We start from the raw sequence: 25,580 nt of genomic DNA, 5'->3' as shown, positions 1-25,580 counted from the left end.
GGTTCAGCTCCCCCCGCCGGCGGGATCGTTGGCGGGCGGCCCGGGTGGAGGCTCGGCGGCCGCCCGGGACTGGGACTGGGACTGAGACTGAGAGGAGCCGGCGGGCGGCGCCGCCTCGTCCAGCACCCAGGTGTCCTTGGTGCCGCCGCCCTGGCTGGAGTTGACCACCAGCGAACCCTCGCGCAGCGCGACCCGCGTCAGCCCGCCGGGCACCATGCGGATGGAGCGGCCAAACAGGATGAAGGGACGCAGATCGACATGGCGTGGCCCGACGCCGCTTTCGCAGAGCGTGGGCACGGTGGAGAGGGCCAGCGTCGGCTGGGCGATGTAGTCGCCGGGCCGGGCGCGGATTCGCGCGGCGAAGTCGTCGCGCTGCTCCTGCGTGGCATGCGGCCCGACCAGCATGCCATAGCCGCCCGAGCCGCGGGCCAGCTTGACCACCAGCTTGTCGAGGTTGGACAGCACGTAGTCCCGGTCGACATCCCTCTCGCACATGAAGGTCGGCACGTTGGAGAGCAGCGGCTCCTCCTTCAGATAGAAACGCACCATCTCCGGCACATAGGGGTAGACCGCCTTGTCATCGGCGATGCCGGCGCCCGGCGCGTTGGCCAGGGCGACATTCCCCGCCTTGTAGGCCGCCATCAGCCCGGGCACGCCGAGCGCGCTGTCGGGGCGGAAGGCCTCGGGGTCGAGATAGTCGTCGTCGATGCGGCGGTAGATGACATCGACCCGCCTCGGGCCGGCCGTGGTCCGCATGTAGACGATCTTGTCGCGCACGAAGAGGTCGGCGCCCTCGACCAGCTCGACGCCCATCTCGTCGGCCAGGAAGGAATGCTCGTAATAGGCGCTGTTGTAGGCGCCCGGCGTCAGCACCACCACGGTGGGCGGCCCGCTGCAGCCGGCCGGCGCCAGGCTCTTCAGCGTCTCCAGCAGCTCCTCCGGGTAGTGGCTGACGGGGGCGATGCTGTGGCGGGTGAAGGCCTCGGGGAAGAGGCGCATCATGGCCTCCCGGTTCTCCAGCATGTAGGAGACGCCGGACGGCGTGCGGCAATTGTCCTCGAGCACGTAGAACTCGTCGGGCCCGGTGCGCACCAGGTCGATGCCGGAGATGACGGTATAGACCCCGCCGGGCGGGGTGAAGCCCACCATCTGCGGCAGGAAGCCCTCATTGCCGCGGATCAGCTCGGCCGGGATTCGGCCGGCCCGGATGATCTCCTGAGGACCATAGACATCGGCCAGGAAGGCATTCAGCGCCCGCACGCGCTGCTCGAGCCCGCTCGCCAGACGGTCCCATTCGGCGCGCGAGAGGATGCGGGGAATGACGTCGAAGGGGATCAGCCGTTCCGGGTCCCCGCCCTCCGTATAGACGGCGAAGGTGACACCGATGCGGCGGAACAGCACTTCCGCCTCGCGTCGCTTCTGGTCCAGGGCGGCCTGTCCGGTCGCCTCCAGGAAGCGCGCCATCTCGGCATAGGGGGAACGGATGCCGCCATCGGCGCGCATTTCATCGAAGGCAGAGGCAGGGCGATCGGCCACGTTGGTTCCGGCGTCCTCGGCGGTTGCGGCATGTTGGCCTACGCGGTTGGTCCTGGTCCCGCAAGGTTCCGCGCAGGAAACAACGGTCGGCTCACATTGAGCAAGGCCGGGTGGCCGGGCGCAAGAGACCTTGCGGCCGGTTTCGCGCCCCCTGGCCCCTGGCTGCCCAGTTCCGCGCCACCGCTGCACAGCGGCGCGGCGCCTTGCCGCTTGACCGCGGGCGGAGGCGGGGCCGAGGCTGCCCCTCACCCATCCTGTGATCCATCCTGGCGGAGCGCCCCCGATGCACCGACGCGGTCTCCTCGCCCTGCCCGGCCTGCTGGCCGCCACAGGCCCCGCCGCCGGGCCGGTGGATGTGGCGCTGGTGCTGGCGGTGGACGCCTCGGGCAGCATCACGGACGAGGAGTTCCGCCTGCAGCGCGAAGGCTGCGCCGGGGCGCTGACGCATCCGGCGGTGCTGGCAGCCATCCGGGGCGGGCCGCTCGGCGCCATCGCGCTCGCCCTCGTGGAATGGGGAAGCCCCGGCGGGGCCGCGACGGTGATGCCCTGGCGGCGCATCGGCGGCGCCGGTGAGGCGGAGGCCACGGCCCTGGAACTGCGCGCCGCGCCCCGCTCGCGGCAGAGCTGGAACGCCATCGGCGATGCGCTGGACCACGCCGCCGGCCTGCTGCGGGCGGCGCCCTTCGAGGCCACGCGGCAGGTGATCGATCTGTCGGGCGACGCCCCGGACATGCGTGGCCATCGCCCGGCCGCCGCCGCGCGGGACGCCGCGGTCGCCGCCGGCGTGACGGTCAATGCCCTGGCCATCCTGGACGGCCATGCCGACCTCGACCGCCGCTACGAGGCCGAGGTGATCGGAGGGCCGGGCGCCTTCGTCATGCGCGCGGCGGGGCGGGAGGATTTCGCGCGCGCCCTCAGGGCGAAGCTGGTCCGCGAGATCGCGTCGGAGGCGAAAGACTTTCTGGATCTGGCGTAATTTTTGCGGCCAAAGCTGAAACCTCCCTTATCCATTGTGGGTTTTCCCAAGGCGGAAGGCCGTTTTGCTTCCCCTGCCCCGGCGCGCGTGCTAGCCAGGGCCCATGACGCCCGCGATTAGCAGGGCGGTGCCCCCGCGCCGCCCACGCCCCGCGGCGTTCCCGTGCCAGCAGGCACGGAGCGCCTTTCCGCCCCCCGATCGGGGCCAGACACGTCGCCCGCGCAAAGGTCCATGGAAAGCATGGCCGGCGACACTCCTGGGTGCCTTCCTGCTGGGGGCCCCTGCCTTGATGAGCAGTCCGGCCGTGGCCGGTCCCCGCAATGCCTGTCTCGAGGCCGCCCGGGCCGCCGAGGCGAGGTTCGACCTGCCCGACGGCCTTCTGGTGGCCGTCGCGCTGGCCGAATCCGGCCTGCACGCCCATGCCCTGAACATCGGCGGCCAGGCCTACTACCCGGACAGCCGCGCCGAGGCGCGCAACCTGCTCAAGTCCAGCCAGGGCCAGTCGGTCATGGCCGGTTGCGTGCAGGTGAATGCCCAGGTGCATGCCAAGGGCGGCGCCGACTGGCCGCTCGACCCCCGGCGCGCCACCGAATGGGCGGCGCGCTATCTCCGCCAGCACTATGACACCTATGGCAACTGGGCGGACGCGCTACGCCGCTGGAACGGCGCCGCCCCCGGCACCGTCAACAAGCTGGTCTGCCGGGTTCAGGCCAAGCTCCAGGTGGTCAGCCCGGGCAGCGCCCTGCTGAGCGGCAATGGCTGCCGCAACACCGAGATCGCCCGCGTGCGGCGCGATGGCCGGGCGCTCCTGGAGATGGCGGAGGCGCCGGACTGATCCGCGCAGACTGATCCGCGCAGGGGGAGGCGGAGCGCCTCCCCCTCTCTCCCTCTAGCTCTGCAGGTAGAATTTCACGGCGGAGGCGGCGGCGATGACCCAGACCGCCCCGCCGACCTGCCGCCCCCGCCCCGCCATCAGCTTCACCAGCGCATAGGCGATGAAGCCGAGGCCGATCCCGGTCGCGATCGAGAAGGTGAAGGGCATGGCGAGCGCCGTCAGCATGGCCGGCAGGTAGTCCGTCGCATCCTCCCAATCGAGGTCGCGCAGCCCCTGGGCCATCAGGCAGGCCACCAGGACCAGGGCCGGCGCGGTGGCGAAGGCGGGGACGCTGGTGGCGAGTGGCGCCAGGAACAGGGCCAGCAGGAACAGCACGGCGACGGTCAGCGCCGTCAGCCCGGTGCGGCCGCCGGCCTGCACGCCCGCCGCGCTCTCGATATAGGACACGGTGGTGGAGGTGCCGAGCATGGCGCCGATCATGGCGCCGCAGCTGTCCGAGAGCAGGGCCCGGCCGAGCCGCGGCACCGAGCCGTCCGGACGCATCAGCCCGGCGCGGTGCGTGGTCGCGATCAGGGTGCCGGCATTGTCCAGGAGATCCACCAGGAAGAAGGTGAAGACGATGCCGACCAGGCCGAAGCCGATGGCGCCGGCCAGGTCCATCTGCAGGAAGGTCGGCGCCAGGGAGGGCGGCAGGGCGAAGACGCCGTGGAACTCGGTGAGGCCGAAGGGAATGCCGAGCAGCGCCGTGACCAGGATGCCGATGACGATGCCGCCCGTCACGCCGCGCGCCACCAGCCCGGCGATGAGGATGAATCCCAGGCAGGACAGCACGGTCGGGATCTCGCGCAACGAGCCGAGGCTGACCAGCGTCGCCGGGTTGTCCACCACCAGCCCCATGCCCCGCAGGCCGATCAGGCCGAGGAAGAAGCCGATGCCCGCGGCGATACCCAGCTTGAGGGAGAGGGGGATGGAGTTGATCAGCCATTCCCGGAAGCCGGTGACGGAGACCGCGAAGAAGATCAGGCCCGAGAGGAAGACGGCGCCGAGCGCAATCTGCCAGGGCACGCCCATGGCGCCGACGACGACGAAGGCGAAGTAGGCGTTCAGCCCCATCCCCGGCGCCAGCGCCACCGGATAGTTGGCCAGCAGCCCCATCATGGCGGAGCCGATGGCGGCGGCGATGCAGGTGGCGACGAAGGCGGCGCCATGATCGATGCCGGCGGCCGCCATGATGCCCGGATTGACCACGATGATATAGGCCATGGTCAGGAAGGTGGTCAGCCCGGCCATGATCTCGCGGCGCGGCGTCGTGCCCCGCTCGGCCATCTCGAAGAAACGTTCCAAAGTCGCGGCTCCCGCGGTTGGTGTCGGCACCAGGATAAGAGGGGCGGCGACGGCTCCACAATTGCCCGGCATCGCGAGGCATCTCCCGCCGTGGCATGGAAGTCGCTATGAAGGCGCAGGCCACCATGAAGTCGCGGTCCGCCGCGGGTGCCGGAGCGGTACCGGGGCAACGGCCACCTGGCCGGAACGTCCCGCCGCGTTGAGGAGAGATCGAGGATGCTGTCACGCCGCATGATGGGTGGCGCCGCCGGACTGGCGCTCACCATGGCCGCCACCGCCGCCCCCGCCGCCGCGCAGGGTAGCCCGGCGGAGACCACCTTCGACCGGATCCGCCGCACCAGGAAGCTGCGCTCGGCGGCGGTGGTGGGCGGCGCGCCCTACTATCACAAGGATCTCGCCACCGGGCAGTGGCGCGGCTTCTATGTCGACCTGCTGAGGATGCTGGCCGAGGAGCTGGAATGCGAGCTGGAGCTCGGTGAGACCACCTGGGGCAATGCCGTCCTCGATCTGCAGTCGAACAAGATCGACATCTTCTTCGGGCTGAACCCGACGCCAAAGCGGGCGCTGGTCGTCGACTTCTCGGTCCCCTGCTTCAGCAACGCCTTCAGCTTCGTCACCAAGCGCGGCTTCCAGGCCAGGACCTGGGACGATCTCAACCGGCCCGAGGTGAAGATCGCCGTCGACACCGGCTCCTCGCAGGACCAGGTGGTGACGCGGCTCTGCCCCAGGGCCAGCGTCTCCCGCTTCAAGAGCGCCGATGAGGCGACGATGGCGGTGCAGTCCGGCCGCGCCGATGCGCAGTGCCTCGTGCTGATCCTGGCGCTGACCGCGAAGAAGAAGCTGCCGACGCTGGGCGATGTGCTGGTGCCGACGCCGGTCTTCGCCACCACCTCCAATGCCGGCTTCCGGCGCGAGGCGGACAAGACCTGGCGCGACTACGTCAACACCTGGATCGAGTTCAACAAGGGACTCGGCGCGGTGCGATCGGCCATCGTCTCCAACATGGAGCTGGTGGGCATCTCCGAGGCCGACTTCCCGCCGGGCGTCACGCTCTGATCTGACCGACCGGCCAGGCGGGGCGCCCCGGGGCAGGGCGCCGCCGCGACCCGATTCAGGACCGCATGCATGTATCAATGGGATTTCAGCATCCTCTGGAGCTACCGCTGGCTGTTCCTGAACGGACTCTGGGTCACGCTCGCCTTCACCGCCGCCATCGTCGTGCTGGGCCTCGTGGTCGGGCTGGTCTCGGGCCTGCTGCGCCTCTCCTCCATCGCGCCGCTGCGCTGGCTGAGCCAGGCCTATGTCGAGGTGTTCCGCTGCACGCCGATCCTGGTGCAGCTGGTCTGGTTCTACTACGCCCTGCCGATCCTGGCCGGGATCGAGATGACGGCGACCACGGCGGCGGTGCTGGCCCTCTCGCTCTATGGCGGCGCCTTCTACGCCGAGATCATCCGCGGCGGCATCAATTCGATCGAGAGCGGCCAGACCGAGGCGGCGCTGGCGCTGGGCATGACGCCGGCGCAGTCGATGCGCCGCATCGTGCTGCCCCAGGCGTTGAAGCGCATGGTGCCGCCGCTGATGAACCAGTCGATCATCCAGCTCAAGAACACCTCGCTCGTCTCGGTGCTGGCGGTGCCCGACCTGCTCTACCAGGGCCAGGCGGCGGCGCATGACAGCTACCGGCCGCTCGAGATCTACACGCTGATCGCCGTCCTCTACTTCGCCGTGCTCTTCCCGCTGACCCTGCTGGTCGGCCGGCTGGAGCGGCGGCTGGCGCGCGCGGACTGAGGAGGGGCCGATGAGCGAGATCATGATCGAGGTCGCGGCGCTGAGGAAGCAATTCGGCGATCATGTCGTGCTGCGCAGCGTCGACCTGAAGGTCGGACGCGGCGAGGTGGTGGCGCTGATCGGGCCGTCGGGCTCCGGCAAGTCCACCCTGCTGCGTTGCCTCAACCTGCTGGTGGTGCCCGATGGCGGCGCGGTGCGGGTCGGCGGGAAGAGCTTCCGCTTCGGCGCCGGCGCCAGCCAGCCGGGCAACCGGGCTCTCGCCGGCTTCCGCGCCGCCACCGGCATGGTCTTCCAGCAGTTCAACCTCTTCCCGCACCGGACGGCGCTGGAGAACGTCATGGAGGGGCCGCTCGTCGTCCGCCGCATGGCGCGCGCCGGGGCCGAGGCGCTGGCGCGCGGCCTGCTCGCCAAGGTCGGCCTGGCCGACAAGGCGGAGCAGTATCCCTCGCGCCTGTCCGGCGGGCAGAAGCAGCGCGTCGCCATCGCCCGCGCGCTGGCCATGCAGCCGGCGGTGATGCTGTTCGACGAGGCGACCAGCGCGCTCGACCCGGAGCTGGTGGGCGAGGTGCTGGGCGTGATGCAGTCCCTCGCCGCGGAGGGCATGACCATGGTGATCGTGACCCACGAGATCGCCTTCGCCCGCGAGGTCGCCGACCGCGTCGTCTTCCTGCGCGACGGCGTCATCGTCGAGGACGGGCTGGCGCGGCAGGTGATCGATTCTCCGCGCGAGGAGGCGACGCGCGCCTTCCTCGCGCATTTCCACCGCCAGCGTGAAGGCTGAGAGCCGATGCATCCGCCCATCATCGATCGCATGCGGGTCTTTCTCGTGGAAAGCCCGATCAGGATGGCCCGGGCCCAGGGCGTCGGCAATGTGAAGGGCAGCGTGCGGCGCGTGCTGCTGCAACTGACGACGCGGGACGGCCTCGTGGGCTGGGGCGAGGCGGCGCCGTGGGAGGTGTTCACCGGCACGCCCGAAGGCGCCTTCGCCGCGCTCGACCGCTACCTGCGCCCGCTGATCCTCGGCGCCGACGCGCGCCGCCCGCGTGCCCTGATGGCCATGATGGACCGCGCCCTGACCGGCCACCCGGAAAGCAAGGTGGCGGTCGAGATGGCGCTGCTCGATATCCTGGGCCAAAGCACCGGCCTCAGCGTCGCGGATCTGCTGGGCGGCCGGGTGCGCGACACCATCCCCCTCTCCTTCTCCATCGCCGACCCCGACTTCGCGGCCGACCTGGAGCGGATGAAGGTCATGGTCCCGGCCGGCAACCGGCTCTTCAAGGTCAAGACCGGCGTCAAGCGGCATGCCGAGGACATGGCGCATCTGGAGGCCATCCGCGACGCCTTCGGCGAGGATGTCGATCTCCGCCTCGACTACAACCAGGCGCTGGAGCCCTTCCGCGCCATGACGGTGCTGCGCGACGTGGACCGTTTCCGCCCCACCTTCATCGAGCAGCCGGTGCCGCGCCGTCATCTCGACGCCATGGCGGGCTTCGCGGCCGCGCTGGACACGCCGATCCTGGCCGATGAAAGCTGCTTCGACGCCACGGACCTGCTGGAGGTGGTGCGGCGGCAGGCGGCGGACGCCATCAGCGTCAAGCTGATGAAATGCGGCGGGCTGCTGAAGGCCCAGGCGATGATGGCGATCGCCGACACCGCGGGCCTGCCCGGCTATGGCGGCACGCTGTGGGAGGGCGGCATCGCGCTGGCGGCCGGCACGCAGCTGATCGCGGCGACGCCCGGCATCTCGCTCGGCTGCGAGTTCTACATGCCGCACCATGTGCTGACCGAGGACGTGCTGGAGGAGCGGATCCCGAACCAGGGCGGCGCCGTGGTGGTGCCCCAGGCGCCCGGGCTCGGCATCCGCATCAGCGAGGCCTCGCTGCGCGACGGCGCCCGGCATCTGGCGGAAGCCTGAACCACGGCGCGGCTTTTTTGCGCCGGCGGCGGACGCCTTTTCGCCCCCGGGGGCGTTGCACCTCCACGGCCGGGCCACGCGGCCCGGCCATCACGCTCCGTGGAGATGCCGCATGTCCGATCGAATCCCGAAGAACGCCCTGGTCCTGGTCGCCGATGGCGGCAAGGCCATGCTGCTGCGCAACACTAGCGCCGAGGCGGTGGTCCGGCTGCAGGAGGTGAGCCGGATCACCCCCGACACGCTGGGCGACCAGGGCCCGTCCGGCGCCCAGCCGCCCGAGCAGTCGGCGAAGCAGACCGCCGAGGCCACCTTCGCCAAGCGGATCAGCCAGACGCTGGAGCAGATGCACCAGCAGAACCAGTTCGAGGCGCTGGTGCTGATCGCCGATCCCGAGACGCTCGGCCAGATCCGCGCCGCGCTGCCGCGGACGGTGGAGGAGCGGGTGGTGCAGTCCCTGGCCAAGGACCTGACCAACCACACCACGGCCGAGATCGAGAAGGCGCTGTCGAAGTAGGCCGCTTCAACGCGAAACGCCCCGGGGTCTTCCCCGGGGCGCCATCCGCATCCGATCCGCCAGGGATCAGACGGAGTAGTACATCTCGAACTCGACCGGGTGCGGGGTGTGCTCGAACTTGTACACCTCGTTCCACTTCAGCTCGATGTAGCTCTCGATCTGGTCCTTCGAGAAGACATCCCCGGCGAGCAGGAAGTCGTGATCGGCGGCCAGCGCTTCCAGCGCCTCGCGCAGCGAGCCGCAGACCGTCGGGATGCCCTTCAGCTCCTCCGGCGGCAGGTCGTACAGATCCTTGTCCATGGCGTCGCCCGGATGGATCTTGTTCTTGATGCCATCGAGGCCGGCCATCAGCATGGCGGAGAAGGCCAGGTAGGGGTTCGCCGTCGGATCCGGGAAGCGCACCTCGACGCGCTTCGCCTTCGGGCTGGTCGCGTAGGGGATGCGGCAGGAGGCGGAGCGGTTGCGGGCCGAATAGGCCAGCAGCACCGGCGCCTCGAAGCCCGGGATCAGGCGCTTGTAGGAGTTGGTGCTGGGGTTGGTGAAGGCGTTCAGCGCCTTGGCGTGCTTGATGATGCCGCCGATGTACCACAGCGCCTGGTCGGACAGGTCGGCATAGCCGTTGCCGGCGAAGACCGGCTTGCCGCCCTTCCAGATCGACTGGTGCACATGCATGCCCGAGCCGTTGTCGCCATAGATCGGCTTCGGCATGAAGGTCGCCGTCTTGCCGTAGCTGTGCGCGACGTTGTGGATCACGTACTTGTAGATCTGCATGTGATCGGCGTGCTGCACCAGGGGCCCGAAGCGGGTGCCCAGCTCGTGCTGCGACTGCGCCACCTCATGGTGGTGCTTCTCGCCGGCCACGCCCATCTCGATCATGGTCGAGAGCATCTCGGCGCGCAGGTCGGTCTCGCTGTCGACCGGCGGCACCGGGAAGTAGCCGCCCTTGACCACCGGGCGGTGGCCCATGTTGCCCTCGGGGTAGTCCTTCAGGCTGGCGCCGGGCCCCTCGATGCTGTCGAGCTGGTAGATGCCGTAATTGCCGCCGGTGCCGAACTTCACGTTGTCGAAGATGAAGAACTCGGCCTCGGCGCCGAACAGCGCGGCATCGCCGATGCCGGTGGAGGCGACATAGGCCTCGGCCTTCTTCGCTGTCGAGCGCGGGTCGCGGCTATAGGCCTGGCCGGTCGAGGGCTCGATGATGTCGCAGAACAGGATCAGCTGCGGCTTGGCCGCGAAGGGATCCATGCAGGCCGTCGAGGCGTCCGGCATCAGGATCATGTCGGACTCGTTGATCGCCTTCCAGCCGGCGATCGAGGAGCCGTCGAACATGATGCCGTCGGTGAACACCTCCTCCTCGATGGTGGAGACATGCTGCGCGGTGTGCTGCCACTTGCCCCGAGGATCCGTGAACCGGAAGTCCACGTACTCGACGCTGTTCTCCTTGATCATCTCCATGACCTTGGAAACAGCGTTGGACGCTGCGGCTGCGGGCTTCTTCGCCATCGTGTGCGATCCTGTTCCCCAAACGACGCTCTGACAGTAACAGTCGACACGGCGCGGCTTCCGCCTGCTTCCGTGCCGGCGGCGTCCGGCGCTCCTGCGCCGTCCTTCCGCCTTCAGCCAGGCCGGCGCCAGATCGGCACCGGCCGGAATTCCACGCTCAGACCGCGTCCTCGCCCCGTTCGCCGGTGCGGATGCGGATCACCTCCTGGACATCGGAGATGAAGATCTTGCCATCGCCGATACGGCCGGTGCGGGCCGCGGCCTGGATGGCCTCGATCGCGCGCTCGGCGAGGTCGTCCGAGCAGACCACCTCTATCTTCACCTTCGGCAGGAAGTCGACGACGTATTCGGCGCCGCGATACAGCTCGGTGTGGCCCTTCTGCCGCCCGAACCCCTTCGCTTCCACCACGGTCAGGCCCTGCAGGCCGATCTCGTGCAGCGCGTCCTTCACCTCGTCGAGCTTGAAGGGCTTGATGATCGCCTCGATCTTCTTCATCGGCTCCATTCACGGACCCTGCCGGTCAGGGCCGGCCCGTCCTTCCTTCCTCCCGGGTTGCGCCCGCCCCCGTGGCCCGGGGGCGGGAAGCGGCTCGCAGTGGTGTGTTGCATGCCCCGGGCCGTAGGGGCAATGGCATGAGACGGGAATTCGCCGGCTTCGCGACAAGGCCCCGCCCGCGGAAGCGGCAGCCTGCCCGCCGAAGTGGCAGGCATGCGCGGTAGGCGGTTGCACGGCCGCCGGCACATCCGCATATTCGCCGCTCGCCCGGGGCCGGGGCGTGGGGCGTCGCCGCGCGCGCGCGCCGAGCATCGGGCCGCCTGCCACGGGACCCAGTCATCGCATGAAGCCGCAGAACGACCTGCTCTCCGCCACCGGCACCACCGTCTTCACCGTGATGTCGGCGCTCGCGCAACAGCATGGCGCGATCAACCTCGGCCAGGGCTTCCCGGATTACGAAGGTCCGGAAGACGTGGTGCGCGCCGCGGCCGAGGCGCTGCTGGACAACCGCAACCAGTATCCGCCGCTCACCGGCCTGCCCGAGCTGCGTCAGGCGGTGTCCGGCGCGAATCGCCGATTCTACGGACTGGAGATCGACCCGAACGCCGAGGTGGTGGTCACCTCCGGCGCCACCGAGGCGCTGATCGCCTGCCTGATGGCGGTGCTCAATCCGGGCGACGAGGTGGTGCTGCTGGAGCCGCTCTACGACACCTACCTGCCGGTGGTGAAGCTGCTCGGCGCGGTGCCGCGCCTGGTGCGCCTCTCGCCGCCGAAGTGGGAGCTGCCGCGCGCCGAGCTGGCCGCCGCCTTCGGACCGAGGACCAAGGCGATCCTGCTCAACAGCCCGATGAACCCGGCCGGCAAGGTCTTCACCGGCGCGGAGCTGGCCTTCATCGCCGACCTGCTGCAGCGGCACGACGCCTACGCCATCTGCGACGAGGTCTACGAGCACCTCACCTTCGACGGCTGGAAGCATATCCCGCTGATGACGCTGCCGGGCATGCGCGAGCGTTGCATGCGGATCGGCTCGGCCGGCAAGACCTTCAGCCTGACCGGCTGGAAGGTCGGCTACATCACCGCCGACCGCTCGCTGGCCCCCAATGTCGCCAAGGCGCACCAGAACCTGACCTTCACCACCGCGCCCAATCTGCAGCGCGCCGTGGCGCTCGGGCTGGCGAAGGAGGACGCCTATTTCACCGGCATCGCCACCGAGCTGCAGGCCCGGCGCGACCTGCTGGCCAGGGGCCTGTCCGAGCTGGGCTTCGGCGTGCTGCCGACCCAGGGCAGCTACTTCATCACCTGCGACTTCACCACCCTGGGCTTCGCCGGGGACGACGTGGCCTTCTGCCGGCACCTGACCGAGGCGGCCAAGGTCACGGCCATCCCGGTCTCGGCCTTCTATGCCGGGCCGGATGCGCCGCGGCACTTCATCCGCTTCGCCTTCTGCAAGCGCGAATCGGTGCTGGAGGAGGCGCTGGAGCGGCTGCGCGCCTGGAAGCGCAGCGGCGCGCTGGCCGCGGCGGGCTGAGGCAAAAGGGGGGGGGTCAAAGCCCCCCCCCGGCCTTACTGGTCGCGCCAGGGCTTGCGCGCCCACATCTCCTTCAGCCGCGCGTCCAGGCCCAGCACGGCCTGGCGATACTCGTCGCCGATCATGGCCTTCACGGGCAGTTGCAGCCGCTGCGCGTCGGCCAGGAACTCGGGATCGGCCAGGGCGGCGGCGAAGGCCGCGTTCAGCCTGGTCCGCACCTCCTCCGGAATGCCGGGCGGCGCGACGATGCCGCGCTGCGCGCCCGCCACCACCTTGACGCCGAGCTCGGTGAAGGTCGGCACCTCCGGCAGCGCGGGGTCGCGCTGCGCGCCCGCCTGGCCCAGGCAGCGGAAGCGCCCGTCGCGATAGCCCGGCGCCCCCTCGCTGACATTGAAGCAGCCGACATCCAGGTGCCCGCCCAGCACGGCGGTCTGCAGCGGCGCGGCGCCGTTGAAGGGCACATGGCTGAACCGGATGCCCGGCACCGCCTCCTCGATCTCCAGCATGACCAGATGGTCGTCGGAGCCGATGCCCGTCGTGCCGAAGCTCAGCCCGCCCGGGTCCTTCCGCGCCCGCTCCAGCAGATCCGCCATGTCGCGGACCGGCGAGCCCTTGGCGACCCAGAGCCCGCCCGGGTCGTCCACGACATTCGCGACATAGACGAAGTCCTCGACCCTGTAGCGCACCGGCCGCTCGAAGGGGATGGTCATCAGCGCCGGCGAGGTGACGGCGCCCAGCGTGTAGCCATCCGGGCGGGCGGTGAAGGCGAACTCCATGCCGATCTGGCTGCCGGCGCCGGGGCGGTTCTCGACCACGAAGGTCGCCCCCGGCAGGTGCTTCTGCACATAGGGCAGGATGACGCGCGCCATCTGGTCCACCCCACCCCCCGGCGGAAAGGGCACCACCACCAGGATCGGGCGTTCGGCCGGCCAGGCGGCGGCGGCGGCGTGGCGCGGGGCCCCGAAGGGCGCGGCGAGGGCGGCGGCGCCCAGGCCGGCCAGGGCGCGGCGGCGGATCATTGTCATCTCTCGGTCCTTCTTCCCTTGATACGCGCGCGGGGATATCGCGCGCGGGCGGCGCCTCCCCCTTCTTCGGCGGGGGGCTGGCGCCCGTCCGGTCAGCCCTTCCGGCGGCTGGCCTCGTAGCGCGCCTTGTTCTCGGCGTTGGGCGGATAGAGGCCGGGCAGCGCGGCGCCCTGCTCCACCTCGCCCATGATCCAGCTCTCCTGCGCCTCCTGCTCGGCGGCGAGGTCGGTCACCTCATCGACCAGCGCGGCGGGGATCAGCACGGCCCCGTCATCGTCCACCACCACGACATCGTTGGGGAAGACGGCGACACCGCCGCAGCCCACCGGCTCCTGCCAGTTAATGAAGGTGAGGCCGGCGACCGAGGGCGGCGCCGCGTTGCCCTGGCACCAGACCGGCAGGCCGGTGCCGATGACGCCGGCGCCGTCGCGCACCACGCCGTCGGTGATCAGCGCCGCCACCTTCCGCTTCGCCATCCGGGCGCAGAGGATGTCGCCGAAGATGCCGGCATCGGTCACGCCCATGGCGTCGGCGATGACGATGACCCCTTCCGGCATCGCCTCGATGGCGCTGCGGGTCGAGATCGGGTTGGACCAGGAGGCCGGGGTCGCCAGATCCTCGCGGGCGGGGACGAAGCGCAGCGTGAAGGCGCGGCCGACCAGGCGCGGCTGGCCGGGCTTCAGCGGCCGGGTGCCGCGCATCCACACGTTGCGCAGCCCCTTCTTGAGCAGCACCGTGGTCAGCGTCGCGGTGGAGATGCCGGACAGGGTCTCGATGATCCTCGGATCGAGCGGGGCGACTTCGATGGACATGGCGGTGGTCCTCAGATGCTGGCGATCAGCCCGCCATCCACGCGGATGACGGAGCCGGTGATGTAGGAGGCGCGCTCCGAGGCCAGGAAGGCCACGGCATCGCCGTATTCCTCCGGCCGGCCGTAGCGCCCGGCGGGAATGGAGCCGGTGCTCTCGGCGGCGACCTCCTCGACGCTGCGCCCCTCGCGCTTCGCCTTCTGCTCGTCGAGGAAGCGGATGCGGTCGGTGGCGACGCGGCCGGGCAGGATGATGTTGGCGGTGACGCCGTCCCGCGCCACCTCGCGCGAGAGGGTCTTCGACCAGCCGACGAGCGTCGAGCGCAGCGCGTTGGAGACACCGAGATTGGGGATCGGCGCCACCACGCCGGAGGAGGTGCTGGTGACGATGCGGCCCCACCGCGCGGCCTTCATGCCGGGCAGCACCCGGTCGGTCAGCGCGATGACCGAGAGCACCATGGCGTTGAAGTGCTTGGCCCAGAGCGCCAGGTCCTGGCCGGAGGCGGGGGTCGGCGGCGGGCCGCCGGTGTTGTTCACCAGCACCTGCACCGGGCCCAGCTCGGCCTCGATGCGGGAGACCTGTCCGTCGATGGCGGCGAGGTCGGCCAGATCCCATTCCAGCGTCATCACCGCCGCCGCGCCGGCCGCCCGCGCGGCCTCGGCGCTGCGCGCCAGCCCTTCGGCGCTGATATCGGCCAGCGCCAGCTTCGCGCCCTCGGCGGCGAGGGAGCGGGCGATCGCCCCGCCCAGCCCGCCACCGGCGCCGAGCACCAGCGCCACCTTGTTCCTGAGGCCCAGATCCATGGCTGCTCTCCTATCGTCTCGAGGCCAGTCTGGTGCCGGCGAGGGCAAAGAAAAACCCTTCCATTCCCGCTTTCGGAAGATAGGTTTTCCACTCTCTCGTGAGCAGGCCGATGGACACGCGCTTCCTGGACAGCTTCGTCACCGTGGTGGAGGAAGGCTCGATCGCCGCTGCGGCGCGCCGCCTGCACCTGACGCCGGCCGCGCTGGCGCAGCGCATCCGCGCCCTGGAGGCGGAGCTCGGCGCGCCGCTGCTGCTGCGGGCCGGCCGCGCCGTGGCCCCCTCCGAGGCGGGGCTGGCCATCCTCGACCGCGCCCGCGCCCTGCTGCGCGAGGTGCGGGACCTGCGCGACGGCGCCGCCCGGGGCGGGCTGGCGGGCGAGCTGCGGCTCGGCGCCATCGCCACCGCGCTGACCGGCCTGCTGCCGGGCATGATGGCGCGCATGGCCGGCGCCTATCCGAACCTCGAGATCCATATCTCGCCCGGCATCTCGACCGACCTCTACCGCGCCGTCCTGACCGGCGACCTCGACGCGGCGATGATCGTGCAGCCCGAATTCGCCCTGCCCAAGAGCTGCGAATGGCGGATGCTGCGCGAGGAGCCCCTGGTGGTGCTGGCGCCGGCGGCCCTGGCGGGTCGCGCCCCTCACCGCCTGCTCGCCGAGGAGCCCTTCATCCGCTACGACCGCAACCAGTGGGGCGGCCGCCTCGCCGACCGCTATCTGCGCGAGGCGCGCATCCGCCCGCGCGACCGGATCGAGCTGGACGCGCTGGACGCCATCGCCCTGCTGGTCGATCGCGGCCTCGGCGTCTCCCTGGTGCCCGACTGGGCGCCGCCCTGGCCGGCCGGGACCGCCCTCGCCAAGCATCCCCTGCCCCGCCCCTTCCCGCCGCGGCGGATCGGCCTGATCTGGGCCCGCGGCGGCGCCCGCGGCCGGCTGGTGGAGGCCTTCTGGCAGGCCGGGCGCGAGCTCGGCTGATTTGCGACGCCGCCCCCCTTTCGCAGGTCGGGCAGGGGTGTACAAAGCCGGGCTGGAGACCGGTGGCGCGAGACTTCCGGCCCGCCCGGGAAGACACGCCACGCGCCGCGGGACAGCGGCCCTCCGGGCAGAGGGTCGTCGCCCTCGCCGGACTGGATGGAAAGGATCGTCGTGATGGCTGACACCGCCCTGGTGCTCGGCGCGGGCATGGTCGGCGTCTCCGTGGCGCTGCATCTGCGGCAGCGGGGATGGGACGTGGCGCTGGTGGACCGGCAGGGACCGGGCGAAGGCGCCTCCTTCGGCAATGCCGGGCTGATCCAGCGGGAGGCGGTCTATCCCCACCCCTTCCCGCGCGCCCTGGCGGAGCTGTCCCGCGTCGCGCGCAACCGCTCGGTCGATGTCTCCTTCCACCCCCTCGCCATGCCCCGCCTGGCCTCGCCGCTGCTGCGCTACTGGTGGAACTCGGCGCCGGAGCGCTACCTGAAGGCCGTGCTGGGCCAGTCGCGGCTGGTGGCGAGCTGCCTCGAGGACCACATGGCCCAGGCCCGCGAGGCCGGCGCCACCGAGCTGCTGCGGCCGCTGGGCTTCATCCAGATCTACGGCCAGGAGGGCGCGCTGGAAGCGGCCCGGCGGGAGGCGGAACGGGCCCGGGCCGAGTTCGGCGTCGGCCACCGCCTGCTGGACGGCGAGGCGCTGGCCGAGGCCGAGCCGCACCTTCTGCAACGCAAGGCCGGCGCCATCCACTGGACCGACCCCTATTCGGTGAGCGACCCGCACGGGCTGACCACGGCCTATGCCCGGCTTCTCGAGGAGAAGGGCGGCCGGCTGCTGCGCGGCGACGCGGCGACGCTCCGCCGCCAGGGCGCGGGCTGGCAGGTGCGGACCGACACGGGGCCGGTGGAGGCGCGCCACGTGGTGATCGCCCTCGGCGCCGCCGCGGGCCAGGTGACGCGGCCGCTCGGCTACAACGCGCCGCTCTTCGGCAAGCGCGGCTACCACCTGCACTACACGATGCAGGGCAATGCGGTGCTGAACCATCCGATCTTCGACGCCGACCTGCGCTACGGGCTGATCCCGATGCGGCGCGGCATCCGGCTGACGACCGGCGTGGAATTCGCCGGCGACGCCGCGCCGCCCACGCCGATCCAGCTGGAGCGCGCCACGCCCTCGGCCCGCGCGCTGCTCCCCCTCGGCGAGCAGGTGGAGGAGAGGCCCTGGTTCGGCGTCCGCCCGTGCACGCCGGACATGCTGCCGATCATCGGGCGGCTGCCGCGGCAGGAGGGAGCCTGGTGCGCCTTCGGCCACGCCCATCAGGGGCTGACCCTGGGCCCGACCACCGGCCGGCTGCTCTCCGCGATGATGGCGGGCGAGACCCCGTTCATCGACCCGGAGCCCTACCGGCCGGAGCGGTTCTGACCCGCCTGCTCGATGACCCCGCCCGATTGACCTGTTCGCCTGGGGCCGGCCTGTCCGTCAGGCCGCCTCGGGCAACGTCGCCGGCCGCGCCGGCGCCTCGCGCAGCCGCAGCAGCAGCGCCTGCACCGGGTGGCGCAGCGTGACCCCGTCGAGGCGCTTCACCTGGCTGCGGCAGGAATAGCCGCTGGCCAGCAGCCGCTCGCCCCGCGCCGCGACATGCGTCTTCCAGCTCATGCCATAGAGCTGCTCCGAGACGGCGCGGTGCTCCGCCTCGTGCCCGAAGGTGCCGGCCATGCCGCAGCAGCCCGCGGCCAGCACGGTGAGCGGCGCGCCCAGCCGGGCGAAGACGCCCTGCCAGTCCTTCACGGCGGCCGGGGCGTTGGTGCGCTCGGTGCAGTGCGGCAGCAGGGCGAAGCCCTCCCCGGCCTCGCGCGCCGGGATGAGATGCAGGCGCCGCGCCAGCCATTCCTGCGGCAGCAGCACCGGCGGCGTCTCGACGCCGATGCCAAGATACTCGCTGCGGTAGCTGAGCGTCATCGACGGATCGACGCCGACGAGGTCGATGCCGCTCGCGGCCAGCGCGCGCAGCAGGGCGGCCTGGGCCTCGGCCTGCCGGCGGAAGGCGCCGAGGAAGCCGTGCACGTGCAACGGCTTGCCGTTCGGGCGGAAGGGCGCCAGCCAGGGCGTGAAGCCCATCAGCTTCAGCGCCTCGATCAGGTCGAGCACCAGCCGGGTCTCGAAATGGCTGGTGAAGGCGTCCTGCACGATGACGAGATGCCGCTCGCGCTCCGCCTCCGGCACGGCGGCCAGGGCGGCGGCGGAGGCCAGGCGGACACCGCGCGCGGCCGCCTCCCGCCCGAGGTCGAGGCCCGAGAAGAGGGGCGCGTCGACCAGGCCCGCCTTCGCCGCCAGCGCACGCCCCGGCAGGCTGCCCATCACCGCATTGGCCAGGCCCGGCAGGCGCGCGCCGAGCGGCAGCATCCGCTCCAGCCCGCCCAGCAGATAGTCCTTCAGCGGCCGGGCATAGCGGCCGTGATAGATCTCCAGGAACTTGGCGCGGAAGCTCGGCACATCGACCTTGATCGGGCACTGGCCGGTGCAGGACTTGCAGGCGAGACAGCCATCCATCGCCGCCTTCACCTCGGCCGAGAAATCCGGCGTGCCGCGCCGCAGCGCGCGGCTGTTGCGCAGCCGCTCCGGAAGGGCACGCAGGAAGCCCAGCGCCGAGGCGTCGCGCAGCCGCCCGGCCTCGGCCACCGGATCGACCCCGGCGGCGGCGAGCTGGCGCAGCCATTCGCGGAACAGGCCGGCACGGCCCTTGGGCGAATGCCGGCGGTCCCCGGTCGCCTTGAAGGAGGGGCACATGGCGTCCTGCCAGTCGTAGTTGAAGCAGGCGCCGTTGCCGTTGCAGTGCAGCGCCTCGTCATAGGCGGCGCGGGTGGCGGCGGGGATGGTGCGGTCGAGCTGGCCGCGCATCGGCACGCGGTCGATGGCCAGCAGCGCCTCGCCCTCGGGGGCGGCGATCTTGCCCGGGTTCAGCTGGTTGCGCGGATCGAAGGCGGCCTTGATCGCCTGCAGGCTCGGATAGAGCGGGCCGAAGACCTCGGGGACGTATTCCGAGCGCACGCCCTTGCCGTGCTCGCCCCAGAGCAGGCCGTTGTACTTGCGGGTGAGCGCGAAGACCTCGTCGGAGACCTCGCGGATCATCCGCTCGGCGCCCTCGGCCTTCATGTCGATCGCCGGGCGGACATGCAGCACCCCGGCATCGACATGGCCGAACATGCCGTATTCCAGGCCGCGCCGGTCTAGCGCGGCGCGGAACTCGGCGATGTAGTCGGCGAGGTGCTCGGGCGGGACGGCGGTGTCCTCGACGAAGGGAATCGGCCGCCTCTCGCCCTTCATGTTGCCGAGCAGGCCGACGCCGCGCTTCCGCATGCCCTGGATGCGCTCGCCGTCGCCGTCCCAGGCCAGGGTATGGCCGCGCCGGCCGGAGGCGCGGCCCTCGGCGGCGAGGCGCGCCTCGACCGGGGCGAGCTTCTCCCGCACCTCGGCCTCGCTGTCGCCGACGAACTCGATCAGGTTGATGCCGGCCGCCGGGCCTTCCGGATCGTCGGGGAAGAACTGCCGGATGCCCTCCCAGACGATGTCGCCGCGCGCCAGGCCGAGCACCTTGGAATCCACCGTCTCGACCGAGGCGGCGCCGAGCGCCATCAGCACCCGCGCGTCGCGCAGCGCGGCGTCGAAGCTGTCGTAGCGCAGGTTGATGAGCGCGCTGCGCCGGGGGACCGGCAGCACGCGGATCTTCGCCTCCGCGATCATCGCCAGCGTGCCCTCGGAGCCGCAGAGCAGCGCGTTCAGGTCGAAGCGGCCTTCCGCGTCATGCAGATGCGCGAGGTCGTAGCCGGTGAGGCAGCGGTTCAGCGGCGGGAAGCGCTCGGCGATGAGCTGGCGCTCCTCCCGCGCGATGCCGTCGGCGACGCGGTGGATGGCGCCCGCCATGTCCTGCCGCCGCGTGACGCGCGCCAGCTCCTCGGGCGCCAGCTTGCGGCTTTCCCAGAGCGTGCCGTCCATCAGCACCACGGTGAGCGACAGCACGTGGTCGCGCGTCTTGCCGTAGAGGCAGGAGCCCTGGCCGCAGGCGTCGGTGGAGATCATGCCGCCCATGGTGGCGCGGTTGCTGGTGGAGCACTCGGGCGCGAAGAACAGGCCGAGCGGCTTCAGCGCCGCGTTCAGCGCGTCCTTCACCAGGCCGGGCTCGACCCGCACCCAGCCCTCGGCCGCGTTGACCTCCAGGATGCGCGTCATGTGGCGCGAGACATCGACGACGATGCCGTCGGTCAGCGACTGGCCGTTGGTGCCGGTGCCGCCGCCGCGCGGCGCGAGGGCGACGCCGTGGAAGCGCGGATCGGCGGCGACGCGGGCGATGCGCCGCAGATCCTCCGCCCCGCGCGGATAGACCACGGCCTGCGGCAGGCGCTGGTAGATGGAGTTGTCGGTCGCCATGACCACGCGGTCGGCGTCGCCGGGCGCGATGTCGCCGCCGAAGCCCCGCAGCCGCAACTCGTCCAGGAAGGCCCGGGAAGGCTGGGCCGGGGACGGCAGGTCAGTCAGGCGGGGAATCATCGGGCAGGCGGCCTTTCCTGGAGCACCGGGGAGGCAGGGGGCAGATCCCCCTCCCCGGTCCTGTCATCTGCCCCCGGAAGGCCGAAAAGGAAAGGGGGCCAGGCCCTTACTCACCCTTCCACTGCGGCTGGCGCTTGTTCAGGAAGGCGTCCATGCCCTCGCGGAAGTCCTGGCTCATGTAGCACATCAGCACCAGGTCGCGGCCCTCCTCGGAGGAGATCTGCGGGCGCAGCCGCGCGATCGCCTCCTTGGTGGCGCGCAGGGTCAGCGGCGCGTTGCCGGCGATGGTGCGGGCCAGCTCCAGGGCGCGGGCGGCGAGATCGCCACCTTCCGGCACCACCTCGTGCAGCAGGCCGATCTCCTTGGCCTCCTGCGCGTCCAGCAGCCGGGCGGTGAAGATCATCTCCTTGGTGCGGGATGGGCCGATCAGCGCCACCAGCCGCGAGAAGGCGCCCATGGAGAGGATGTTGCCGAGCGTGCGCGCGATCGGGAAGCCGAAGCGGGAATGCGCGGCGCCGACGCGGATGTCGCAGGAGGCGGCGATGGCGCCGCCGCCACCCGTGCAGGCGCCGTTGATCGCCGCGATGATGGGCTTCGGGCAGCTCTCCAGCGTGGCGACGATGCGGCCGATGCGCTCCTCATACTGGATCGCGTCCTCCGGGGTCTTGAAGGCGCGGAACTGGTTGATGTCGGTGCCGGCGGCGAAGGCCTTGTCGCCGGCGCCGGTCAGGATGACGGCGCGGACCGACTTGTCCTCCGCGACCTCCTGGCAGAAGGCGCCGAGCCGCTCGTACATGGCGAAGGTGAAGGCATTGCGCGCCTGGGGACGGTTGAAGGTGACGCGGGCGATCCCTCCCTCCAGCCTCTCGAACAGGATATCGTCGTTCTCGCTCATGCCTCGGGCCTCCTCGGACCGGCCGGCGGGAGACCGGCCTTTCCAGCGGTCTTAGGATGGCATGGCAGGCGTGTAAACAATCAACAACCGACACTTCCGGGGCCGTTCATCGAAACTTCATTCGACCCCCCTGCCCCAAGCGCGCCGTCCCGGCTAGTTCAGCCCTCGCCCGACACCGCCCCTTCCCCAAGGAGATCCCCCGCATGCGGCGCGCCGGCTTCCTGGCCCTCGGCCTCTCCGCCCTTCTGTCGTCCCTGTCGCCGGCCGCCCCGGCCGCGGCCGAGCCGGCGGGCAGCCTGGTCCTCTACACCAGCCAGCTCGAGGAGGACGCCGCCCGCACCTCCGAGGCCTTCCGCAGGCACTACCCGAAGGTGACGGTCGAGTGGATCCGGGGCGGCACCAACCAGATCATGCCCCGGCTGCGCGCCGAGCTCGCCGCCGGCGCGCCCCGCGCCGACGTGCTGCTGCTGGCCGACAGCCTGACCTTCGAGGGGCTGAAGCAGGAGGGGCTGCTGCGCCCCAGCCCCGAGGTCGGGACCGGCGGCGTGCCGGCGGAGTTGATCGACACCGGGCGGCAGTATTTCGGCACCAAGCTGATGACGACCGGCATCGTCATGAACACCCGCGCGCCCTTCACGCCGAAGCGCTGGTCCGACCTGCTGCGCCCGGAGGCCCGGGGCCTCACCGCCATGCCCTCGCCCAGCGTCTCCGGCGCCGCCGCCATTCATGTGCAGGCCCTGGCCGCGGCGCCCGGCCTCGGCTGGGAGTTCTGGGAGAAGCTGGCCGGCGCCGGCGTGCAGCCGCGCGGCGGCAATGGCGCGGTGATGCAGGCCGTGGCCAGCGGCGAGCGGGCCTTCGGCATGGTGGTGGACTACATGCCGATCCGCGAGGCGGCGAAGGGCGCGCCGGTGCGCTTCATCGTGCCGGAGGACGGGGTCAGCGCCATCACGGAGCCGGCGGCGATCCTGAAGTCCAGCCGCAACCCCGAGGCCGCCATCGCCTTCGTCACCTTCCTGCTCTCCCGCGAGGGCCAGGAGCTGGCGGCCGCCCAGGGCTTCCTGCCGGCCGATCCCGCCGTCGCGCCGCCCGCCGGCTTCCCGGACCGCAAGGGCCTGACCCTGCTGCCGCTCGACAGCGCCCGCGCCGCCGCCGAGAGCGGCCAGGACCTGAAGCGCTTCAGCGGGCTGGTCGGCCAGTAGGGCTTGCCGGGGAACGCCGTGAGCCCGGCGGCGCCGGGGCGCCTCGCCGGCCTGCCGCCGCTGGCCTGGCTCGGCCTGGCCTGGCTGGCGGCCATCGGCCTGGCGCCGGCGCTCCGCCTGCTCGCCGAGGCGCTGGGCAGCGATCCGCGTCCGCTGCTCGCCGATGCCGCCATCTGGCGCGCCGTCTGGCGCAGCCTGCTGGTGGCGGGCGGCGCGGCGCTGCTGGCCGCCGCCATCGGCACGCTTCAAGCCGGGCTCCTGCTGCTGCGCGCGCTGCCCGGGCGGCGGCTGCTGCTCTTCCTCTGCATCCTGCCGCTCCTGGTGCCGCCGCAGATCCTGGCCCTGTCCTTCATCCAGCTGGGCGGCCCCGCCTCGCCGCTGCTGCTGGCCCTCGGGCTGGCGCCGCCGCTCGGCACGCCGAACCCCTTCTACGGGCCGGGCGGCATGATGCTGCTGCTCGGCATCCAGGGCGCGCCGCTGGTGCTGCTGGCGGTCGCGGCCATGGCGCGGCGGTTGCCGGACGAGCTGATGGTCGCCGCCCGCGGGCTCGGGGCCGCGCCGCGCGTGGCGCTGCGCCGCGTCGCCTGGCCGCTGCTGGCGCCGGGCCTGGCGGCCGGGGCGGGGCTGGCCTTCGTCGCCGCGCTGGGCAATTTCGGCGTCGCCGCCCTGCTCGGCATCCCGGGCCGCTACCCGCTGCTGACCGTGCTGATCTGGCAGCGCCTCTCGGCCACCGGACCTGCGGCGCTGTCCGAGGTGTCCTGGCTCTCCCTGCTGCTGGCGCTGCTGGCGGTGCCGGGGCTGGCGGCGCAGTTCTGGGCCGGGCGCCGGTCGGGCTTCGAGGCCGGACGCGCCTTCCGCCCGCTGCCGGCGGGCCGGGGACACCGCGTGGCGTTGCTGCCGCTCGTGCTTTATCTCCTGCTGGTCCTGGCGCTGCCGCTGGGCGCGCTGCTGGCCACGGCGCTGGTGCCGGCCATGGGAGTTCCGCTCACCGCCCAGAGCCTGACCCTGCGGCACTTCGCGGCGATGCTGGCGCCGGGCGCGCAGACCCTGGCGGCACTGGGCCATTCGCTGCTGCTGGCCTGCGGGGCGGCGGCCATCCTCTGCCTCGCCGCGCTTCCCGTCGCGCTCGCCCTGCGCCATCCCGTGCTGCGCTGGGCGGCCACCGGCACCGACCTGTCCTACGCCCTGCCGGGCGCCTGCACCGCCGTCTCCGTCATCCTGCTGGTGCTGACGCTGCCCGGCGGCGGTCTCGTCTACGGCACGCTGGGGCTGATCCTCTTCGCCTATCTGGCGCGCTTCCAGGCACTGGCGCTGCGGCCCGTGGCGGCCGCCGCGGCGCGGCTCGACCCGATGCTGGAGCGCGCGGCCAGCAGCCTCGGCGCCGGCGGATGGGCGCGGCTCCGGCGCATCCATCTGCCGGCCCTTTCCCCCGCCCTGATGGCGGGCGCCATCCTGGTGGCGCTGCTGGCGGTGAACGAGGTGACGGTCAGCGCGCTGCTGTACGGGCCGGGCAGCCGCACGCTCGGCGTGCTGGTCTTCAATCTGCAGGATGCGGGACAGACGCCGCAGGCGGCGGCGGTGTCCTGCCTCTCCCTGGTGCTGGTGGCGGGGTTGATGGGCGCGGCCAGCCTGCTCGGGCGCCGCCTGCCGCCGGGAACCCTGCCCTGGCGGCCGTAAGTCGCGCGGGACAACCGGCGAAAGGGGGTGTTACACAGCCAGCATCCATCCACGGAGAATCCCATGGCTGTTTCCGGCTCGTCTCTCCAGCGCTACGCACCGGCGGCTCTGGCGGCACTGCGCATCATCGCGGCGCTGCTGTTCCTGGCGCATGGCACGCAGAAGATCCTCGGCTTCCCGCCGCCCTCCTCGCCCATGCCGGCCGCCTTCAGCCTGTTCTGGATTGGCGGGATCATCGAGATTGTCACCGGCGTGCTGATCGCGCTCGGCCTCTACACGCGCCCGGCGGCCTTCCTGGCCTCGGGCCAGATGGCCTATGCCTACTTCGCCTTCCACGCGCCGCGCAATTTCTTTCCGGCGCTGAACGGCGGCGATGCCGCCATCCTGTTCTGCTTCATCTTCCTCTATCTGGTCTTCGCCGGAGCCGGCGCCTTCAGCCTCGACGGCAACCGCCGCTGAGGGCCGGCATCCCCCCTCCGACACGAGGGGGGATGTTCCGCCGTCAGGCCAGTTCGAGATCCAGCGCGTAGCCGGCGCTGCGGACCGTGCGGATCACGTCCGCCTCGCCCTCGCCGTTCACCGCCTTGCGCAGCCGCCGGATATGCACGTCCACCGTGCGCGGCTCGACATGGATGTCGCGGCCCCAGACGGCATCGAGCAGCTGCTCGCGCGAGAAGACCCGCCCCGGATGCTGCAGGAAGAACTCCAGCAGCCGGTATTCGGTGGGGCCCAAGTGCAGCGACCGCCCGTTGCGGGTCACGCGGTGGGAATCCTGGTCCATCGTGATGTCGTGCCAGGCGAGCATGCCCTTGGTGGCGACGCCGCCGGAGCGGCGCAGCAGCGCCCGGATGCGCGCCAGCAGCGCGTCCATCACGAAGGGCTTGGCGATGTAGTCGTCGGCGCCGGTATCGAGCGCCCGCACCGCGTCCTGGTCCTCCGTGCGGGCGGTGACCATGATGATCGGCATGTTGCGCGTATCGGGGCGCCGGCGGAGCTGGCGGCAGACCTCGAGGCCGGACAGCGCCGGCAGCATCCAGTCCAGCAGCACCAGATCCGGCGGCGCCTCGGCCACGCGCATCAGCGCCTCCTGGCCATCGGCGGCCTCGTCCACCAGGAAGCCCTGCTTCTCCAGATTGTAGCGCAGCAGCGTCAGCAGCGGCGCCTCGTCCTCGACCACCAGGATGGTGGGACGCGCCATGCCGGTGTTGGGCTCGGCCATGA

Annotated in this window: 23 protein-coding genes; 13 read left to right on the top strand and 10 right to left on the bottom strand. The window is 71.6% G+C overall.

Annotated features, from left to right (window positions below; translation table 11 throughout):
- Positions 1–3 precede the first annotated feature (3 nt).
- Positions 4–1,503, bottom strand: coding sequence for a circularly permuted type 2 ATP-grasp protein (locus ACVMLK_RS05910; RefSeq protein WP_198365013.1), 1,500 nt, complete (start codon positions 1,501–1,503; stop codon positions 4–6).
- A gap of 316 nt (positions 1,504–1,819) precedes the next feature.
- Here ACVMLK_RS05910 and ACVMLK_RS05905 point away from each other — a divergent pair, with 316 nt between their 5' ends.
- Complete coding sequence (locus tag ACVMLK_RS05905; protein ID WP_422924291.1) at positions 1,820–2,512, top strand: DUF1194 domain-containing protein; 693 nt, start codon at positions 1,820–1,822, stop codon at positions 2,510–2,512.
- A 304-nt stretch (positions 2,513–2,816) separates the two neighbouring features.
- A complete protein-coding gene (locus tag ACVMLK_RS05900; RefSeq protein WP_370591918.1) occupies positions 2,817–3,347 on the top strand; it encodes a transglycosylase SLT domain-containing protein in 531 nt (176 codons plus the stop codon).
- A 54-nt stretch (positions 3,348–3,401) separates the two neighbouring features.
- Here ACVMLK_RS05900 and ACVMLK_RS05895 read toward each other — a convergent pair whose 3' ends face one another.
- Positions 3,402–4,691: an NCS2 family permease gene (locus ACVMLK_RS05895; RefSeq protein WP_232476808.1), complete on the bottom strand. Its 1,290-nt coding sequence runs from the start codon at positions 4,689–4,691 to the stop codon at positions 3,402–3,404.
- A 216-nt stretch (positions 4,692–4,907) separates the two neighbouring features.
- Here ACVMLK_RS05895 and ACVMLK_RS05890 point away from each other — a divergent pair, with 216 nt between their 5' ends.
- The 5 genes from ACVMLK_RS05890 to ACVMLK_RS05870 all read left to right on the top strand — a co-directional run bounded on the left by ACVMLK_RS05890 (position 4,908) and on the right by ACVMLK_RS05870 (position 8,908).
- Positions 4,908–5,747: a transporter substrate-binding domain-containing protein gene (locus ACVMLK_RS05890; RefSeq protein ID WP_457485870.1), complete on the top strand. Its 840-nt coding sequence runs from the start codon at positions 4,908–4,910 to the stop codon at positions 5,745–5,747.
- A gap of 69 nt (positions 5,748–5,816) precedes the next feature.
- The gene (ehuC, locus tag ACVMLK_RS05885) at positions 5,817–6,479 is read left to right on the top strand and encodes an ectoine/hydroxyectoine ABC transporter permease subunit EhuC (protein ID WP_198364803.1); all 663 of its coding nucleotides are present in this window, start codon (positions 5,817–5,819) and stop codon (positions 6,477–6,479) included.
- 10 nt (positions 6,480–6,489) lie between these two features.
- Complete coding sequence (locus tag ACVMLK_RS05880) at positions 6,490–7,260, top strand: amino acid ABC transporter ATP-binding protein (RefSeq protein WP_457485869.1); 771 nt, start codon at positions 6,490–6,492, stop codon at positions 7,258–7,260.
- Positions 7,261–7,266: 6 nt separating this feature from the next.
- Positions 7,267–8,394: an enolase C-terminal domain-like protein gene (locus ACVMLK_RS05875; RefSeq protein ID WP_422924295.1), complete on the top strand. Its 1,128-nt coding sequence runs from the start codon at positions 7,267–7,269 to the stop codon at positions 8,392–8,394.
- Positions 8,395–8,506: 112 nt separating this feature from the next.
- Positions 8,507–8,908: a host attachment family protein gene (locus ACVMLK_RS05870; RefSeq protein WP_198364801.1), complete on the top strand. Its 402-nt coding sequence runs from the start codon at positions 8,507–8,509 to the stop codon at positions 8,906–8,908.
- A 66-nt stretch (positions 8,909–8,974) separates the two neighbouring features.
- Here ACVMLK_RS05870 and glnA read toward each other — a convergent pair whose 3' ends face one another.
- The gene (glnA, locus tag ACVMLK_RS05865; RefSeq protein WP_198364800.1) at positions 8,975–10,411 is read right to left on the bottom strand and encodes a type I glutamate--ammonia ligase; all 1,437 of its coding nucleotides are present in this window, start codon (positions 10,409–10,411) and stop codon (positions 8,975–8,977) included.
- A 157-nt stretch (positions 10,412–10,568) separates the two neighbouring features.
- On the bottom strand, positions 10,569–10,907 hold the full coding sequence (locus ACVMLK_RS05860; protein ID WP_198364799.1) for a P-II family nitrogen regulator: 339 nt from the start codon (positions 10,905–10,907) through the stop codon (positions 10,569–10,571).
- A gap of 343 nt (positions 10,908–11,250) precedes the next feature.
- On the opposite strand from ACVMLK_RS05860, the gene ACVMLK_RS05855 reads away from it, so the two are divergent.
- Entirely contained in the window at positions 11,251–12,435 is a 1,185-nt protein-coding gene (locus ACVMLK_RS05855) for an aminotransferase (RefSeq protein WP_457485868.1), read from the top strand.
- Between the two features lie 35 nt (positions 12,436–12,470).
- Here the strand turns inward: ACVMLK_RS05855 and ACVMLK_RS05850 are convergent, their stop codons facing one another.
- The 3 genes from ACVMLK_RS05850 to ACVMLK_RS05840 all read right to left on the bottom strand — a co-directional run bounded on the left by ACVMLK_RS05850 (position 12,471) and on the right by ACVMLK_RS05840 (position 15,072).
- Positions 12,471–13,460 (bottom strand): tripartite tricarboxylate transporter substrate binding protein, encoded by a 990-nt coding sequence (locus ACVMLK_RS05850; protein ID WP_457485867.1) that lies wholly within the window; start codon positions 13,458–13,460, stop codon positions 12,471–12,473.
- A gap of 92 nt (positions 13,461–13,552) precedes the next feature.
- Positions 13,553–14,272, bottom strand: a complete 720-nt coding sequence (locus ACVMLK_RS05845) for a ribonuclease activity regulator RraA (RefSeq protein ID WP_198364796.1) — start codon at positions 14,270–14,272, stop codon at positions 13,553–13,555.
- An 11-nt stretch (positions 14,273–14,283) separates the two neighbouring features.
- Complete coding sequence (locus tag ACVMLK_RS05840) at positions 14,284–15,072, bottom strand: SDR family oxidoreductase (RefSeq protein WP_457485866.1); 789 nt, start codon at positions 15,070–15,072, stop codon at positions 14,284–14,286.
- A gap of 110 nt (positions 15,073–15,182) precedes the next feature.
- Here ACVMLK_RS05840 and ACVMLK_RS05835 point away from each other — a divergent pair, with 110 nt between their 5' ends.
- Positions 15,183–16,049 carry a LysR family transcriptional regulator gene (locus ACVMLK_RS05835; RefSeq protein ID WP_198364794.1) on the top strand — a complete coding sequence of 289 codons (867 nt, stop codon included), beginning with the start codon at positions 15,183–15,185 and terminating at the stop codon, positions 16,047–16,049.
- Between the two features lie 174 nt (positions 16,050–16,223).
- The gene (locus ACVMLK_RS05830) at positions 16,224–17,465 is read left to right on the top strand and encodes an NAD(P)/FAD-dependent oxidoreductase (RefSeq protein WP_457485865.1); all 1,242 of its coding nucleotides are present in this window, start codon (positions 16,224–16,226) and stop codon (positions 17,463–17,465) included.
- A gap of 57 nt (positions 17,466–17,522) precedes the next feature.
- Here the strand turns inward: ACVMLK_RS05830 and ydiJ are convergent, their stop codons facing one another.
- Entirely contained in the window at positions 17,523–20,588 is a 3,066-nt protein-coding gene (ydiJ, locus tag ACVMLK_RS05825; protein ID WP_457485864.1) for a D-2-hydroxyglutarate dehydrogenase YdiJ, read from the bottom strand.
- Positions 20,589–20,694: 106 nt separating this feature from the next.
- Positions 20,695–21,483 carry an enoyl-CoA hydratase/isomerase family protein gene (locus tag ACVMLK_RS05820; protein ID WP_198364791.1) on the bottom strand — a complete coding sequence of 263 codons (789 nt, stop codon included), beginning with the start codon at positions 21,481–21,483 and terminating at the stop codon, positions 20,695–20,697.
- Between the two features lie 203 nt (positions 21,484–21,686).
- Here ACVMLK_RS05820 and ACVMLK_RS05815 point away from each other — a divergent pair, with 203 nt between their 5' ends.
- From ACVMLK_RS05815 to ACVMLK_RS05805, 3 genes are all read left to right on the top strand, one after another.
- A complete protein-coding gene (locus ACVMLK_RS05815) occupies positions 21,687–22,682 on the top strand; it encodes an ABC transporter substrate-binding protein (RefSeq protein WP_422924313.1) in 996 nt (331 codons plus the stop codon).
- 18 nt (positions 22,683–22,700) lie between these two features.
- The gene (locus ACVMLK_RS05810) at positions 22,701–24,359 is read left to right on the top strand and encodes an ABC transporter permease (protein WP_457485863.1); all 1,659 of its coding nucleotides are present in this window, start codon (positions 22,701–22,703) and stop codon (positions 24,357–24,359) included.
- A 63-nt stretch (positions 24,360–24,422) separates the two neighbouring features.
- Complete coding sequence (locus tag ACVMLK_RS05805) at positions 24,423–24,818, top strand: DoxX family protein (RefSeq protein ID WP_457485862.1); 396 nt, start codon at positions 24,423–24,425, stop codon at positions 24,816–24,818.
- A 43-nt stretch (positions 24,819–24,861) separates the two neighbouring features.
- Here ACVMLK_RS05805 and phoB read toward each other — a convergent pair whose 3' ends face one another.
- Positions 24,862–25,578 carry a phosphate regulon transcriptional regulator PhoB gene (phoB, locus tag ACVMLK_RS05800; protein ID WP_198364788.1) on the bottom strand — a complete coding sequence of 239 codons (717 nt, stop codon included), beginning with the start codon at positions 25,576–25,578 and terminating at the stop codon, positions 24,862–24,864.
- Positions 25,579–25,580 lie beyond the last annotated feature (2 nt).

The organism is Teichococcus aerofrigidensis (assembly GCF_054073225.1).
Note: the sequence above shows the minus strand (reverse complement) of the source record. Positions and strands in the feature narration are given on the sequence as shown.

Excerpts from the sequence above, each read along its gene's own strand:
- ACVMLK_RS05910 (WP_198365013.1), bottom strand. The coding sequence starts at position 1,503 with ATGCGCGCCGATGGCGGCATCCGTTCCCCCTATGCCGAGATGGCGCGC.
- ACVMLK_RS05860 (WP_198364799.1), bottom strand. The coding sequence starts at position 10,907 with ATGAAGAAGATCGAGGCGATCATCAAGCCCTTCAAGCTCGACGAGGTG.
- phoB (WP_198364788.1), bottom strand. The coding sequence starts at position 25,578 with ATGGCCGAGCCCAACACCGGCATGGCGCGTCCCACCATCCTGGTGGTC.
- ACVMLK_RS05880 (WP_457485869.1), top strand. The coding sequence starts at position 6,490 with ATGAGCGAGATCATGATCGAGGTCGCGGCGCTGAGGAAGCAATTCGGC.
- ACVMLK_RS05840 (WP_457485866.1), bottom strand. The coding sequence starts at position 15,072 with ATGGATCTGGGCCTCAGGAACAAGGTGGCGCTGGTGCTCGGCGCCGGT.
- ACVMLK_RS05890 (WP_457485870.1), top strand. The coding sequence starts at position 4,908 with ATGCTGTCACGCCGCATGATGGGTGGCGCCGCCGGACTGGCGCTCACC.
- glnA (WP_198364800.1), bottom strand. The coding sequence starts at position 10,411 with ATGGCGAAGAAGCCCGCAGCCGCAGCGTCCAACGCTGTTTCCAAGGTC.
- ACVMLK_RS05835 (WP_198364794.1), top strand. The coding sequence starts at position 15,183 with ATGGACACGCGCTTCCTGGACAGCTTCGTCACCGTGGTGGAGGAAGGC.
- ehuC (WP_198364803.1), top strand. The coding sequence starts at position 5,817 with ATGTATCAATGGGATTTCAGCATCCTCTGGAGCTACCGCTGGCTGTTC.
- ACVMLK_RS05845 (WP_198364796.1), bottom strand. The coding sequence starts at position 14,272 with ATGTCCATCGAAGTCGCCCCGCTCGATCCGAGGATCATCGAGACCCTG.
- ACVMLK_RS05820 (WP_198364791.1), bottom strand. The coding sequence starts at position 21,483 with ATGAGCGAGAACGACGATATCCTGTTCGAGAGGCTGGAGGGAGGGATC.
- ACVMLK_RS05875 (WP_422924295.1), top strand. The coding sequence starts at position 7,267 with ATGCATCCGCCCATCATCGATCGCATGCGGGTCTTTCTCGTGGAAAGC.
- ACVMLK_RS05850 (WP_457485867.1), bottom strand. The coding sequence starts at position 13,460 with ATGACAATGATCCGCCGCCGCGCCCTGGCCGGCCTGGGCGCCGCCGCC.
- ACVMLK_RS05805 (WP_457485862.1), top strand. The coding sequence starts at position 24,423 with ATGGCTGTTTCCGGCTCGTCTCTCCAGCGCTACGCACCGGCGGCTCTG.
- ACVMLK_RS05830 (WP_457485865.1), top strand. The coding sequence starts at position 16,224 with ATGGCTGACACCGCCCTGGTGCTCGGCGCGGGCATGGTCGGCGTCTCC.
- ACVMLK_RS05905 (WP_422924291.1), top strand. The coding sequence starts at position 1,820 with ATGCACCGACGCGGTCTCCTCGCCCTGCCCGGCCTGCTGGCCGCCACA.
- ACVMLK_RS05815 (WP_422924313.1), top strand. The coding sequence starts at position 21,687 with ATGCGGCGCGCCGGCTTCCTGGCCCTCGGCCTCTCCGCCCTTCTGTCG.
- ACVMLK_RS05870 (WP_198364801.1), top strand. The coding sequence starts at position 8,507 with ATGTCCGATCGAATCCCGAAGAACGCCCTGGTCCTGGTCGCCGATGGC.
- ydiJ (WP_457485864.1), bottom strand. The coding sequence starts at position 20,588 with ATGATTCCCCGCCTGACTGACCTGCCGTCCCCGGCCCAGCCTTCCCGG.
- ACVMLK_RS05855 (WP_457485868.1), top strand. The coding sequence starts at position 11,251 with ATGAAGCCGCAGAACGACCTGCTCTCCGCCACCGGCACCACCGTCTTC.